The organism is Actinoplanes sp. NPDC023801 (assembly GCF_040639655.1).
Lineage (GTDB): Bacteria > Actinomycetota > Actinomycetes > Mycobacteriales > Micromonosporaceae > Actinoplanes.
This window is the reverse complement of the sequence record NZ_JBFAAI010000001.1, coordinates 768,166-781,284: the sequence shown is the minus strand read 5'-3', so window position 1 is coordinate 781,284 and position 13,119 is coordinate 768,166. Positions and strand designations below refer to the sequence as shown.

General features: G+C 72.1%; 12 protein-coding genes. 9 read left to right on the top strand and 3 right to left on the bottom strand.

Annotation, left to right across the window (positions count from 1 at the left end):
- Positions 1-228 precede the first annotated feature (228 nt).
- Entirely contained in the window at positions 229-1,632 is a 1,404-nt protein-coding gene (locus AB0G04_RS03815; RefSeq protein ID WP_360976270.1) for a Laminin subunit beta-1, read from the top strand.
- A 64-nt stretch (positions 1,633-1,696) separates the two neighbouring features.
- The gene (locus tag AB0G04_RS03810; protein ID WP_360975779.1) at positions 1,697-2,803 is read left to right on the top strand and encodes an AI-2E family transporter; all 1,107 of its coding nucleotides are present in this window, start codon (positions 1,697-1,699) and stop codon (positions 2,801-2,803) included.
- Here AB0G04_RS03810 and AB0G04_RS03805 read toward each other — a convergent pair.
- Together AB0G04_RS03805 and AB0G04_RS03800 are read right to left on the bottom strand one after the other, a co-directional pair.
- The gene (locus AB0G04_RS03805) at positions 2,800-3,576 is read right to left on the bottom strand and encodes an alpha/beta hydrolase (protein WP_360975776.1); all 777 of its coding nucleotides are present in this window, start codon (positions 3,574-3,576) and stop codon (positions 2,800-2,802) included. The two genes, AB0G04_RS03810 and AB0G04_RS03805, sit on opposite strands and share 4 nt — an antisense overlap.
- 60 nt (positions 3,577-3,636) lie before the next feature.
- Complete coding sequence (locus AB0G04_RS03800) at positions 3,637-3,966, bottom strand: hypothetical protein (RefSeq protein ID WP_360975773.1); 330 nt, start codon at positions 3,964-3,966, stop codon at positions 3,637-3,639.
- 54 nt (positions 3,967-4,020) lie between these two features.
- Here AB0G04_RS03800 and AB0G04_RS03795 point away from each other — a divergent pair, with 54 nt between their 5' ends.
- From AB0G04_RS03795 to AB0G04_RS03775, 5 genes are all read left to right on the top strand, one after another.
- A complete protein-coding gene (locus AB0G04_RS03795) occupies positions 4,021-5,514 on the top strand; it encodes an aldehyde dehydrogenase family protein (RefSeq protein ID WP_360975770.1) in 1,494 nt (497 codons plus the stop codon).
- Positions 5,515-5,537: 23 nt separating this feature from the next.
- A complete protein-coding gene (locus tag AB0G04_RS03790) occupies positions 5,538-6,263 on the top strand; it encodes an ATP-binding cassette domain-containing protein (protein ID WP_360975767.1) in 726 nt (241 codons plus the stop codon).
- Positions 6,260-7,747, top strand: coding sequence for a DUF6297 family protein (locus AB0G04_RS03785; protein ID WP_360975764.1), 1,488 nt, complete (start codon positions 6,260-6,262; stop codon positions 7,745-7,747). Before AB0G04_RS03790 ends, AB0G04_RS03785 begins: the two co-directional genes overlap by 4 nt.
- A gap of 88 nt (positions 7,748-7,835) precedes the next feature.
- Positions 7,836-9,263 carry an AAA family ATPase gene (locus AB0G04_RS03780; RefSeq protein WP_360975761.1) on the top strand — a complete coding sequence of 476 codons (1,428 nt, stop codon included), beginning with the start codon at positions 7,836-7,838 and terminating at the stop codon, positions 9,261-9,263.
- A complete protein-coding gene (locus AB0G04_RS03775; protein WP_360975758.1) occupies positions 9,260-10,390 on the top strand; it encodes a tetratricopeptide repeat protein in 1,131 nt (376 codons plus the stop codon). The genes AB0G04_RS03780 and AB0G04_RS03775 overlap by 4 nt, the downstream gene beginning before the upstream one ends.
- 21 nt (positions 10,391-10,411) lie before the next feature.
- Here AB0G04_RS03775 and nucS read toward each other — a convergent pair whose 3' ends face one another.
- Complete coding sequence (gene nucS / locus AB0G04_RS03770; RefSeq protein ID WP_360975755.1) at positions 10,412-11,071, bottom strand: endonuclease NucS; 660 nt, start codon at positions 11,069-11,071, stop codon at positions 10,412-10,414.
- A 71-nt stretch (positions 11,072-11,142) separates the two neighbouring features.
- On the opposite strand from nucS, the gene AB0G04_RS03765 reads away from it, so the two are divergent.
- Positions 11,143-11,763 carry a DUF4126 domain-containing protein gene (locus tag AB0G04_RS03765; RefSeq protein ID WP_360975752.1) on the top strand — a complete coding sequence of 207 codons (621 nt, stop codon included), beginning with the start codon at positions 11,143-11,145 and terminating at the stop codon, positions 11,761-11,763.
- Positions 11,764-11,771: 8 nt separating this feature from the next.
- On the top strand, positions 11,772-13,097 hold the full coding sequence (locus AB0G04_RS03760) for a hypothetical protein (RefSeq protein WP_360975749.1): 1,326 nt from the start codon (positions 11,772-11,774) through the stop codon (positions 13,095-13,097).
- Positions 13,098-13,119 lie beyond the last annotated feature (22 nt).

Below are 13,119 nucleotides of genomic sequence, written 5' to 3'. Positions count from 1 at the left end.
TCACACCGCGCCCGCTGAAGTTGCGGAGCCGCCGCGAGTGCGCAACGGTTGACACCGGCCGGGCGTTCAATGACGAAACAGGCCGTACCGGAGTGTCTCCGGTACGGCCTGACTCGTTTCGCGCTTGCCTGGGTTTATCGAGCCGAGGTCAGACGAATCGCAACTACCCGCATGGTCTCTGCCAACCCGGTGTGTATCGACACACCACGGGACGATGCGTATGTGAGGATGGAAAGTATGTCGCACGGCGGTGAAATTCTCGGTCTCGGCGGAGATTCGGCCACCGAACCCAGCTTCGAGACCGCCCTGCGGGGGTATGAACGCAAGCAGGTCGAGCGTTACGTCGCCCGGGCGGAGAACGAGATTGCCGCCCTCCTCGCCGATCGCGAGCAGGCGTACTCGCAGATGCAGGCGATGACGGCGCAGATAAAAGGCCTGCAGGCGGAGCTGGCACAGGCACGGCGTGACTCCGGGATGAGCGGTGAGGTGTCGTTCCGGCATCTCGGCCCGCGGGTCGAGCAGATCCTGGCGCTCGCCGAGGAGCAGGGCGAGGCGATCAAGGCGTCGGCGACCGACGACATCGCCTCCCGGCTGGCCGAGGCGGAGCGGATCCGGGCCGAGGCCGAGGCGCACGCGCACAACGGCATCCGGGACTTCGAGATCGCCCTGGCCGCGCGCCGGGCCGAGGAGGAGAAGGCCGACGCCGCCCGGCGGGCCGCCTCCGACAAGGCTCTCGCGGCCGCCCGGCAGTCCGCCGAGCAGATGCGCAAGGAGGCCGAGGCGGTGCTGGTCCGGTCCCGCAACGAGGGCCGGCATCTGGTCGAGCAGGCCACACAGGATGCCGCACGGGCCCGCGCCGAGGTGGACGGCTACGTCAAGTCCACCCGGATGCAGGCCGAGCAGGAACTCAAGGCGCTGCGCGAGAAGACCGGCAAGGAGATCGCGGCGCAGCGGGCCGAGGCCGAGCGCGAGCAGGCCGACCTGAAGGCGGCCGCCGAGCACGAGCTGGCGCTGCGGCGGCACTCGGTCATCGAGGAGCTCGGCCAGATGCGGGCCGGCGTCGAGAAGCAGTGCGCCGACCTGCGCAGCGAGGCCGACAAGTACGCCGAGGAGGTCCTCCGGCGTTCGGACGACCAGGCGACGGCCGTACGCAAGGAGATCGCCGCCCAGCAGGAGAAGATCGCCCAGGCCGGGCGGGAGCTGGAGGCCGCCACCGCCGAGGTGGCGAAGGCCGAGCAGCAGCGGGCGGCGTCGCAGGAGCAGGCGCGGAACGCCGAGAAGGAGGCCGACCGGGTCCAGCAGCGTCTCACCGAGACGCAGCAGCAGCTGGAGGCGGAGCTGAAGCGGGTGGCCGAGGCTCAGCGTGCCGGTGAGGCCGCCGAGCGGCACGCCGCCGACGTTCGCCGTCAGGTGCAGAAAGAGGCGAAGCGGGTGGCCGAGCTGGCCGCAGCGGCGGTCATGGCGGCCGCCGCCGACCCGGACGAGCCGCCGGCCGAGCAGCCGCCGGTGGAGAAGCCGGCCGACCCTGCCCCGGCCGCGGTGCAGCCCGCCGAGAAGCCGCCGGCCAAGGTGACCGCCTCGGCCAAGGTGACGGTTCCGCAGGCGAGCCGGGTGCCCGCAGACGCGGAGTGACCCCGGGTTCTTCCCGATGGCGCGGGCGGCGAGGCAGCGATAACCTCCGATCACTGGAGGTCAGATGCCCGCCGAGTCGCCCGCCGCTGAAGAACCCGTCATCGAGTCGCCCGCCGATGGGAAGCCGTTCGGTGAGCCGGGCCCGCCGCTGAACAAGCGGAACCCGTTCCTGCTCGGTTTCCTGTTCGGGCTCGGCGTGATCGTGGCGTACGCGCTGTTTCTCGGTGTGCGCAACGCCACCTCGATGCTGATTCTGATCTTCATCGCGCTGTTCCTGGCGATCGGTCTGCATCCGGCGGTGGTACGGCTGCGACGCTGGGGCCTGCCGCGAGGGGCGGCGGTGGCGATCGTCGCGATCGGCGTGGTGCTGCTGCTGGCCGGCGGCGTCGTGGCGCTGATCCCGCCGCTGGTCACCCAGACCACCGAGCTGATCAACAACGCGCCCGGTGTGGTGGAGGGCCTGCGGCGCAGCGAGACGGTCAACCGGCTGGTGCAGCGGTACGACATCGCGAACCGGGTGCAGGGCGCGGTCAACGCCGGGACGATCACGAACGCCCTGGGCGGCGTGGTCGGCGGCGCCCGGCTGCTCTTCGGCACGATCTTCAACATCCTGACCGTGCTGGTGCTGACGATCTACTTCATGGCCGCGTTCGAGCGGATGAAGGAGACCGGGTACCGGCTCGTCCCGGCGTCGCGGCGGGAGCGGGTCCGGCTGCTGACCGACGAGATCCTGACCAAGGTCGGCGCCTACATGGTGGGTGCGCTGGCGATCGCGGTGCTGGCCGGGGTGAGCACCTTCGCGCTGGCGGTGGTGCTGGGTCTGGCGTACCCGTTCGCGCTCGCCGTGGTGGTCGCGATCTGCGACCTGATCCCGCAGATCGGCGCGACCATCGGTGCCGTCGTGATCAGCCTGGTCGGCCTGGCGTCCTCGATCACCGACGGCATCGTCTGCATCGTTTTCTTCATCGTCTACCAGCAGATCGAGAACTACCTGATCTACCCGCGGGTGATGCGCCGCTCGGTCCGGGTGAGCGACGTGGCGGCGCTGGTGGCGGCCCTGCTCGGGGTCGGCCTGTTCGGAGTGATCGGCGCCCTGATCGCGATCCCGATGGTGGCCGCCATCCAGCTGATCATGCGGGAGGTCCTCCTGCCGAGCCTCGAGGAACGCTAGCTCTTGTCGAAAGCCGCCACCGTGCGGTCGGCGTACGCGGTCGCGTCCCCGGTCTCCATCGGGCCGTCCCAGGTCCTCGGCAGCGGGGTCGGCACATCGGGTGCCACCCGGCGGACGATCTCGTCGAGGACCTTCTCGGCGTCGCCGACCCACAGGTGCTTGGCGCCCGCCATCGGCACCACCTCGGCCTGCGGGATCGCGGCGAACCTCCCGGCTGCCTCGGCCGGGCGCAGGTAGTCGTCGAACTCGGGGATCAGTGCCGTCAGCGGTTTGCCGCCGGAGGCCCAGGCCGCCAGGTGCGACGGCTGGGAGAACCGCAGCGGCGGGGAGAGCAGGATCGCGCCGGTGACGGCCGGGTCAAGCCCGTACATCAAGGTCAGGTCGGTCCCGAAGGACCAGCCGACCAGCCAGATGCCGGGCAGGTCGGCGAACTCGGCGTACTCGATCGCGGCGGCCACGTCGAAACGCTCGTCGACCGCGTTCGAGAAGCTGCCGCCGCTGGTGCCGCGGACGCTTGTCGTCCCGCGGGTGTTGAAGCGCAGCACGGCGAGGCCGGCCAGGGCGGGCAGCCGCCAGGCGGCCTTGCGGTAGACGTGGCTGTCCATCATCCCGCCGTGGGTGGGCAGCGGGTGCAGGCAGACGAGGGTGGCCACCGGCTCGCGGTCGAGCGGGCGGGCCAGCTCACCGACGAGGGTGACGCCGTCCGCGGTGTGCAGCTCGATGTCCTCCCGGTGTGCGGGGAGGATCGAGTTGGCACGGATCTGGTTCGTCATGTGGAGAGGCTTTCACTTCCGTCTCGAGGGCGGCGGGTGGGGCGGCCGGAAGGCCTGGCCTCACCCGTAGCGTGGGGCGTTGCGTGACCGCTCCACCCCGGGGCGGCGCCGGTCACGGCCACGCCAGCAGCCGCTGTGCCAGTGCCGCCGGTCGGCCGGGTCGCCCCAGCCGTCGGCCGGCCAGGCCACCACGTGAGCCACCCCCGGGCGGATGTCGTGCATGCAACCGGGGCACAGGTACGTCTTCACGGCCGCCGCGCCGAAGATCGAACGCACCATCCACTCGCCGTCCTGCCATTGCTGGACGCGTTGCTCGGTGATACCGGGGCGGTCCGCGGAGGGCTTCTCGTCCTGCGACGGACGACGGGGGCGATTTCGGCGCGGGCTCACGAGGTCAAGCGTACGTAGTGACTCACTGGTAACAATCGCCCTAGACTCCCGTACATGACGGCGACTCACGTTCCCGGCCTGCCCGTGATCGCGGACGGCCACCTGATATCGACGAACCCCGCCACCGGCGAGGAGGCCGGCCGCGTGCCGGTCGCCGACGAGAAGGCCGTGACCGCGGCGGTCGAACGCGCCCGCGAGGCCGCCGTGTGGTGGCAGGGACTCGGCTTCGAGGGCCGGAAGACCAGGCTGCTGCGCTGGCGCACCCTGATCGTCCAGCGGATCGAGGAACTGGCCGCACTGACCCACCGGGAGACCGGCAAGCCCCTGGCCGACGGCACGATCGAGGCGGTCGCCGCGGTCGAGCACCTCGACTGGGCGGCCCGCAACGCCAAACGGGTCCTCGGCCCCCGCCGGGTCCGTACCCGCATCCTGGTCGCCGAGCACTCCGGGCACCTCGAGTACCAGCCGTACGGCGTCGTCGGTGTGATCGGCCCGTGGAACTATCCGATCGTCACGCCCGTCGGCCCGATCAGCGGCGCGCTGGCGGCCGGCAACACGGTCGTCCTCAAACCGAGTGAGTACACACCGATCGTCGGCCAGTGGCTCGCCGACACGTTCGCCGAGATCGTGCCGGAGCACCCGGTGCTGCAGGTGGTGCACGGGCTCGGTGACGTCGGCGGGGCGCTGTGCCGGGCCGGGGTGAACAAGGTCGCCTTCACCGGCTCCACCGCCACCGCCAAGAAGGTGATGGCAGCCTGCGCCGAGAACCTCATCCCGGTCGTACTGGAGGCCGGTGGCAAGGACGCGCTGATCGTCGACGCCGACGCGGATGTGGACCTGGCCGCCGACGCCGCGGTCTGGGGCGCGATGACCAACGCCGGGCAGACCTGCATCGGCATCGAGCGGGTCTACGCGGTCGAGCCGGTCTACGACCGGTTCGTCGAGGCCGTGGTCGCCAAGGCCGGGAAGCTGCGCACCGGCGAGGAGATCGGCCCGATCACCATGCCGAGGCAGCTCGACATCATCCGGGATCACATCGAGGACGCGCTGGCCAAGGGCGGGCGGGCGGTCCTCGGTGGAGCCGGGGCGGTGCAGGCTCCCTACGTGGCGCCGACCGTGCTGGTCGACGTACCGGAGGACTCGTCGGAGATGCGCGAGGAGACCTTCGGGCCGACGCTGACGATCACCAAGGTCCGCGACGCGGACGAGGCCGTCCGGAAGGCCAACGACACGCCGTACGGCCTGGGCGGCTCGGTGTTCGGCAAGAAGAACGCGATCCGGATCGCCCGGCGGCTGCGTTCCGGCATGGTGGCCGTGAACGGGTCGCTCACCTTCGTCGGCATGGGCAACCTGCCGTTCGGCGGGGTCGGCGAGTCCGGTTTCGGGCGCATCCACGGCGAGGACGGACTGCGCGAGTTCGCCCGGGCCAAGGCGATCACGGTCCGTCGTGGGCCGTCGCTGCTGCCGGCGATGACCTTCGACCGCACCCCGGCCCAGGTCAAGCAGATCGTCAAGGCGCTGCGCCTGCTCTACGGCCGCAAGCCCTAGACGCCTGCTAATAGGCTGTCGGGGTGGTCGATCACCCAGCGGTAGCAGTCGATGGTCTACAGGTGAGCTACGGCTCGACGCCGGTGCTGGTGAACGTGGGACTGACCGTCCCGGCCGGCGCCGGCGTCTGCGTGACCGGCGAGAACGGCATCGGCAAGTCGACCCTGCTGCGCTGTGTCAGCGGTCTGCAGCGGGCCGACTCGGGCACCGTCCGGGTGTTCGGCGGTGAGCCCGGCGACGGACCGGACTTCTGGCGTGCGGTCGCCACCACCGTCGAGCCGCCCACCTGGTACCCCGGCCTGACCACCCGCGAGCACGCCGAACTGGTGTGCCGGGCGCACGGCCAGGACCCGGACGACGCCGGCATCGACGAGGCGCTGGACCGGTTCGGGCTGGCCGGGCACGGCGACGCCATCCCGCCGTCGCTGTCCTCCGGCCAGAAGCAGCGCCTCACCCTCGCGCTGGTGCTGCTGCGGCCCAGCTCGCTGCTGATCCTCGACGAGCCGGAGCAGCGCCTCGACCCGGACGGCCGGGCCATGGTCGCCGCCATGCTCGCCGAGTACCAGGCCGGCGGCGGTTCCCTGCTGCTGGCCAGCCACGACGACAAGTTCGCCGTCGCCTCGGGTGCCGAGATCGTCTCGATGGAGCAGCTCACCGCCCCCGACACCGCACCGCACGACACCGCACCGCATGACACCGCACCGCACGACACCGCACCCGACGCCGCCGCGCCGGACGACCGGCCGTGACCGCCGTCGTCGCGTTACGGCCGGTCCGGCGCTGGATCCGCCGCACCCAGGCCTCCCACCGGGACCGCGGCGAACTGCTCGGCACCGTCTACACGGTCGTCTTCTCGGTCGCGGTGATCGCGGTGATGGCCCAGGACACCCTGAAAGCCGTCTTCAGCCCGCTCGTGCCACACCTCAGCGGGGCCGGGGCGCTCGCCGCCGCCACCGTGTGCGCCGGCCTGCTGTTCCTCACGTTGCGCCGGCTCGGCCCGGTCACCGTCAGTCGCCCGGCCGCATACTTCCTGCTCACCGCACCGATCAGCCGTCGACGGCTGCTGTCACCGGCACTGCGCGCCGCCGCCTTCGGTGCGGGCCTGGCGGGTGCGGCGGCCGCGTTCGGCATCCTCGGCAACGCCGTGGCGTCCGGATCTTCGCTCCTGGTGGCCACGGGCGCGCTCACCGGCGTACTCCTCACGCTGGTGGCCTCCGCCGCGCAGTCGCGGCCCCGGCTCGCCTCGCTCACCGATGCCGCCGCCCGCGTCGCGCTCGCCCTCGGCCTGGCCGTCCTGGTCGCCGAGGCGACCGGATGGACGCCACCGCCGGCCGGCGGGGAGATCGCGACGTCCGCCGTGGTCCCGGTCACCGGCGCCCTGACGGTCCTGGCCGCGGCAGCCTTCCTGCTGGGCGTACGGGACCTCGCGCGCACCCCCGACCACGAGATCCTCGAGTCCGCCAAGACCGCCGGAACGCTCGCCGACTCGGTGTACGGAATCGAGCCGTCGTTCCTGGCCGAGATGCTGGAACGCCGCTACTGGGCCCGTCGCCGGCTGCGATCGGTGACCCTGCCCCGCAGCTTGCCCCCGCTGACCGGCCAGGACCTGCTGCTGGCCCGCCGCCGCCCGGCCCGGCTGCTGTGGACGGCCGCCTCCACCACCATGCCGCTCCTGCTCGCCGGCGCCCCGCGCTGGGTGCTGACGATCGCTCTGCTCACCGGGACCGTGATCGCGGCCCGCGCCACCACCGCCACGGTGAAGACCGACGCCGGTAACCCGGTGTTGCTGCGCCTGCTCGGCCTGACCTCCCGGCAGGTCGTCCAGCAGCGGCTGTGGGTGCCGGCCGTGATCGGCGCGGTCTGGGCCACGGTCGCCCTGGCTCTGCTGCAGCTGGCCGGCACACTGCCGTCCGGCCAGTGGTGGCTGCTGGGACTCGCCGTCGGCCCGGTCGGCGCCGCCTCGGCGGTACGCGCCGCGCGGGCCGGTTTCGTGCGCAACGACCTCATTCCGATCGACACCCCGATGGGCTCGGTTCCGACCGGCCCGGTGGTCTATGCCTTCGCCGGCGTCGACCTGCTGATCCTGGCCCTGCCCACGGTGATCGCGCTGGTCCGGGACGTCCCGCTGACGCCCGCGATGATCGCCGTCCAGTTCGCGGCGGCCGCCCTGGGCATTCGGGCCTACCTGTCCTGGACCACCGGCCCGGAACGCGTCGGCCTCTCCGCCAGCTGATCGGTTCCGGTCATCGGGCCGCGGGGCCTGTGGACCGGGTCGGCCCGCGGTGGCCATCGGCACCCGGGCGCTCTATCCTGCCGGTGCCATGAGCGACGACGATCTGATCTCCAGCCTCACCGCCGCCGTCGAGGCACGGCCCGACGACGTGCGCCTGCGTCTGCACCTCGGCGACGTGCTGGTGGACGCCGGGCGCGCGGTCGAGGCCCTCGCACAGGCCGGATCGGTGCTCGCCCGCGACCCCGGCAACCTGGCGGCGCACCGGCTCACGCAGCGGGCTCTCACCGCCGCCGCGGCGCCCGCACCGGGAACCACCACCGCGCCGGAGGCCACCGGCGGCACCCCGCCCGCACCCGCGCCCGCCTCCGAGCCGAACATCCCGGACAGCGCCCCGCCCGCGCCCGCCACCGCGCCGGACACCCCGGACGACGCCCCACCCGCGCCCGCCGGCGAGCCGGACTCCGCGGCCGGCCCGGACGCGGCCGAGCCGGCCGGCGAGGCGGACCCGCTGGCCGCGTACGAGCAGGAGCTCTCCCCGGTTCTGCCGCCCCGGTACGTCGCCTCCTCCGAGCGGCCCGCCGAACGGATGCCGGCCGGTGGGCCGCCGGAGCCGCTCGTCGGAGACGGCGACCGGGCGTTCGACGTCGAGTCGTCCGGCGTGCGACTGGCCGACGTGGGCGGCATGACCGAGGTCAAGGAGCGTCTCGAACTGGCGTTCCTGGGCCCGATGCGCAACCCCGAACTGCGCAAGCTGTACGGCAAGAGCCTCCGCGGCGGCCTGATGCTCTACGGCCCGCCGGGCTGCGGCAAGACGTTCATCGCCCGTGCGGTGGCCGGCGAGATGGGTGCCCGGTTCATGTCGTTGTCCATCGTGGACGTCCTGGACATGTGGCTCGGCAACTCGGAGCGCAACCTGCACGAGCTGTTCCAGACGGCCCGCCGCAACGCGCCGTGCGTGCTGTTCCTCGACGAGGTCGACGCGCTCGGTCAGAAGCGGTCGCATGTGTACTCCAACGGGATGCGCACGGTCGGCAACCAGTTGCTCGCCGAGCTGGACGGCGTCGACACCGACAACGAAGGCGTCTTCGTCCTCGCCGCGACGAACACCCCCTGGCAGGTCGACCCGGCGCTGCGCCGTCCGGGACGGCTCGACCGGATGGTGCTGGTCCTGCCGCCGGACGCCGAGGCCCGGCGCGCCATCATCGAGCTCAACCTGCGTGATCGTCCGATCGCGGGGATCGACCTGGCCCGGATCGTCGCGGAGACCGAGGACTTCTCCGGTGCTGATCTGACTCACCTATGCGAGTCGGCTGCCGAGTACGCGATGGCCGACTCGATCCGCAGCGGAAAGGTGCGGATGATCGAGCAGCGGGACTTCGCCCGCGCGTTGAAGCAGGTGCGCCCGTCGACCGGTCCCTGGTTCGCGACCGCCCGTAACGTCGCGATGTTCGCCAACGAGGGCGGCGCCTACGACGACCTCATCGCCTTCCTCAAGCAGCGCAGGATGCTGCGATGACAGCGGACGCCTCGCCCGGGGACCTCGGCCCGCGGGTCAGGTTGCTGCTGGACGCCGGACGGCCGGACGACGCGGCACGGCTGGCCGAACGGCAGCTGACCGACGATCCCGACGATGTGATCGCGCTCGTGCTGCTCGGGGCCTGCCGGCTGGCCGCCGAACGGTACGCCGAGGCTCTGACGGTAACCGAGCGTGCGGTCACCCTCGCCCCGGACCACCCGGGAGCCCACCGGCAGCACGCGATGGCGCTGATGCAGACCGGCCACTCCGACGAGGCGGTGCGGGCCGCCGTCATCGCCCGCGATCTCGCCCCGCTCGATCCGTACTCGGAACTGGCGCTGGTCTACGCCCTGCTGGAGAACGGCGGCACCGCGAACATCGTGGCCGCCGGCGAGGCGGCCGCACGCGCCCGGCAGCTCGCCCCCGACGACCCGATGGTGTACGTGGCCGAAGGTGACACCCACCGCCGGATGGCCCGCTTCGAGGCGGCGCGCCACGCGTACGAGCAGGCTCTGGCCCTGGTGCCGGACGATCCGATCGCCCTGTACTCCCTCGCCGAGCTGGACGCCGGCCGGGGACGGGCGCTACGTGCCGGGCCGGCGCTGGCCGCCACGCTCACGGCCGCCCCGGCCGACGCGACCGCCGCGAAGCTGGCGACCCGCAGCGCGCGGGGAGCGCTGTGGCTGGTCACCGACGTCGCGAGCCTGCTCCTGGTGATCGCGTCGGCGGCCACCACCGGGGTGCGGTTGCAGGTCGCCGGGCCGGCCGGGGTCGCGGCCGGGCTGGTCACCGCGCTGGCGGGCATCGGCGCCGCGGCGATGTTCCTGCGCTGGCGGCTGCGGATGCTCTCCGGTCCGACCCGGATGCTGATCCGGCAGAACCTGCACCGCCCCACGTTCGCGACGGCGGTGCTGCGGCTCGTCGTGACGGCGATCGCGGCGCTGCTGGCCGCCACCGATCCGGACCCGGCCGGGTCGGGCGGGGTCAAGGTCTTCGCCATACCGGGGACGACACTGCCGTTCATCCTGCTGGTGCTGCGGGCGCGGAACTGGTTCGCCCGGGAGGCCGGCTGGCTGGTCCGCCGCGGATGGTTCGGCGTGGCAAGGGCCCGGAGCCCGCGCGGTTGACCCGTTCGCGGGCCACGGCGGTCAGAAGAGGGTGAGCTCGTCCTTCTTCATGCCACGGAGGGCGTCGTAGTCGACGACCAGGCAGCGGATGCCGCGGTCGGTGGCCAGGACGCGGGCCTGCGGCTTGATCTCCTGGGCGGCGAAGACGCCCTTGACCGGGGAGAGCAACGGATCGCGGTTCATCAGTTCGAGGTAGCGGGTCAGCTGCTCGACGCCGTCGATCTCGCCGCGCCGCTTGACCTCGACCGCCACCGAGGCGCCGTCGGCGTCCTTGAGCAGCAGGTCGACCGGGCCGATCGCGGTCATGTACTCGCGCCGGACCAGAGTGAAGCCCTCGCCGAAGGTCTCCGGGTGCTTGGCGAGCAGTTCCTGCAGGTGCGCCTCGACACCGTCCTTGACCAGGCCCGGGTCGACGCCCAACTCGTACGAGTAGTCCTGGAAGACCTCCTCGAGGGTGATCCGCAACTCCTCGCCGGCCTTGTTGACCACCTTCCAGACGCCCGGCGCCTCCTGCAGCTTGCAGGGCGGGCTCATCCAGTTGAGCGGCTTGTAGGCACGGTCGTCGGCATGGATCGACACCGACCCGTCGGCCTTGACCATCAGCAGCCGCACCGCCGGAGGCAGGTGGGCGGAGAGACGGCCGACATAGTCCACGGAGCACTTCGCGATGACCAGGCGCACCGCACGACGGTACCTGACGCATCGCAGCGGCCCGGCGGGCGCCACGAGCGTGACGGTGCCATGCTGAGAATGTGTTCGAAGTATTGACCGGTACCGGTCTGGCCGCATCCGCCGGGCTCAACGCCTACATCCCGCTGCTGACCATGGGACTGCTGGCCCGTTACACCGACGCCATCGAGTTGCCGTCCTCCTCGACCTGGCTGGCGAACGGCTGGACCCTGTCGATCCTCGCGGTGCTGCTGGCCATCGAGGTGGTGGCGGACAAGGTCCCGGTCGTCGACCACGTCAACGACCTGGTGCAGACGTTCGTCCGGCCGACCGCGGGCGGGCTGGCCTTCGGTGCCGGCTCGGCGTCCGAGACGGTGACGGTCGCCGACCCGGGCGCGTTCTTCACCTCGAACCAGTGGGTGCCGATCGTCGCGGGCGGTGTGATCGCTCTGGCCGTCCACGGTGTGAAGGCGGCGTCCCGGCCAGTGGTCAACACGGCCACCGCCGGATTCGGCGCGCCGGTCGCGAGCACGGCCGAGGACATCAGCAGCGTGGTCATGTCCGTGCTGGCCATCGTGCTTCCGGTGCTGGTTCTGGTGGGTCTCGGCGTGTTCGTGTGGGCGGCGGTATGGGTGGTGCGGCGCCGCAAGCGCCGGAAGCGGGAACGCCTCGGGAGTGTCGAGACACGTCACCTGTTTGGTTGACTCTCCGGGTGCCCGCGATCGCCGTACCCGCCTTCACCCTCAGTTGCTGGCTCGCCTGCTACCTGATCGGCCGGGATCCGGCCCGTGCCACGCTGCGGTGGTCGGCGACGGCCCTGCTGTCGTACGCCCTCGGCGTGGCCGCCTGGACCGTGGCGCCCGCCTCGCCCACCGCCGAGATCCTGCTCTGCATCCCGGCACTGTGCTGGGCCGGTGCGGTGGTGTCGCTGCTGCCGCTGACACCGGCCGAGCGGCGTCCCATCGACCGGGGCGCCCTGCTGCTCGGCGCCGCGTTCCTGCTGATGATCGTCTTCCTGCCGCAGGCCGGCCGGCTCGTCGTGCTGGCGCCGCTCGTCGGCGGGCTCAGCCTGCTCTGGCGGATGCGGGCGCAGGTCACACCCCGGATGTTGACGCCGGCGCTGACCGTGATGGCAGTGCTGTTCACCGCCGCCCTGGTGCTCCTGCTGTTCACCACGTCCGGCGCGCCCGCCGCGGTCCCGGCGCTCGGCGTCGACCTGCTGGTGGTCGGCTACCTGATCGCGGTGGCGCACGTGACCGAGACCGGGGAACGGCTGCGGCCCGACCTGCGGCGCTCGCTGGTCGCCGCGGGGGCGGTCCTGGTACTCGCCGGTGTCCCGGCGGTCACCACGATGTACCTGGCGCCGGACGAGGACGGGGTGGTGCTGCTGCAGTTCGTGGTGCTGGCCGCCGGTGCGGCACTCGCCGGGCTGGGCTCCCAGGTGCGCCGGGCGCTGGACCGGATGGCCCTCGCCGACGAGCAGGCACTGCGGGCCGACCGGTCGGCGCTGTTCCTGAACGCGGACGCGCTGCTGCGCCGGCGCGAGCAGCGGCGGCTCGAAACCATCGGGGAGCCGGAGTTCCTGCGGCTGACCCGGCGGGCGCTGATCGATTTCGATGACCTGAACCGGCTGGCGCGCAGTCCGCTGACCGACCTGCCCGCGGTGGAGCGGCGGCTCGCGGGACGCGACGACCAGCCGCGGGCACGGGCCCGGGAGTTGCGGGCGGTGCTGCGGGAGTGTGTCTCGGGACTGCGGCCGAAGGGTCCGTTCAGCACGGCCGAGGAGTGGCGGTACTACAACGTTCTGCAGTTCTGCTGTGTGCTCGGCTTGAATCCGTACGCCCGCCGACCGCGCCTGGACGGGGTGAGCCGGGAGGCGCGCCTGGCCGTCGAATGGTTCAAACGGTACGTGCCGCAGGACATCAGCAAGCAGTGGCAGCGGGAGGCCGCCATGGTGGTGGCCGAACAGCTGTGGACCGATGTGGTGGGCCGGCGTCGCGCCCTCCCGTCCGCCGAGATCACGACACGCGCCACCTAAACATCCTAAAACGCCCTTTACT

Bases quoted from the DNA above. Each gene is read 5' to 3' on its own strand.
- AB0G04_RS03815 (WP_360976270.1), top strand. From the start codon at position 229: ATGGAAAGTATGTCGCACGGCGGTGAAATTCTCGGTCTCGGCGGAGAT.
- AB0G04_RS03810 (WP_360975779.1), top strand. From the start codon at position 1,697: ATGCCCGCCGAGTCGCCCGCCGCTGAAGAACCCGTCATCGAGTCGCCC.
- AB0G04_RS03805 (WP_360975776.1), bottom strand. From the start codon at position 3,576: ATGACGAACCAGATCCGTGCCAACTCGATCCTCCCCGCACACCGGGAG.
- AB0G04_RS03795 (WP_360975770.1), top strand. From the start codon at position 4,021: ATGACGGCGACTCACGTTCCCGGCCTGCCCGTGATCGCGGACGGCCAC.
- AB0G04_RS03780 (WP_360975761.1), top strand. From the start codon at position 7,836: ATGAGCGACGACGATCTGATCTCCAGCCTCACCGCCGCCGTCGAGGCA.
- AB0G04_RS03775 (WP_360975758.1), top strand. From the start codon at position 9,260: ATGACAGCGGACGCCTCGCCCGGGGACCTCGGCCCGCGGGTCAGGTTG.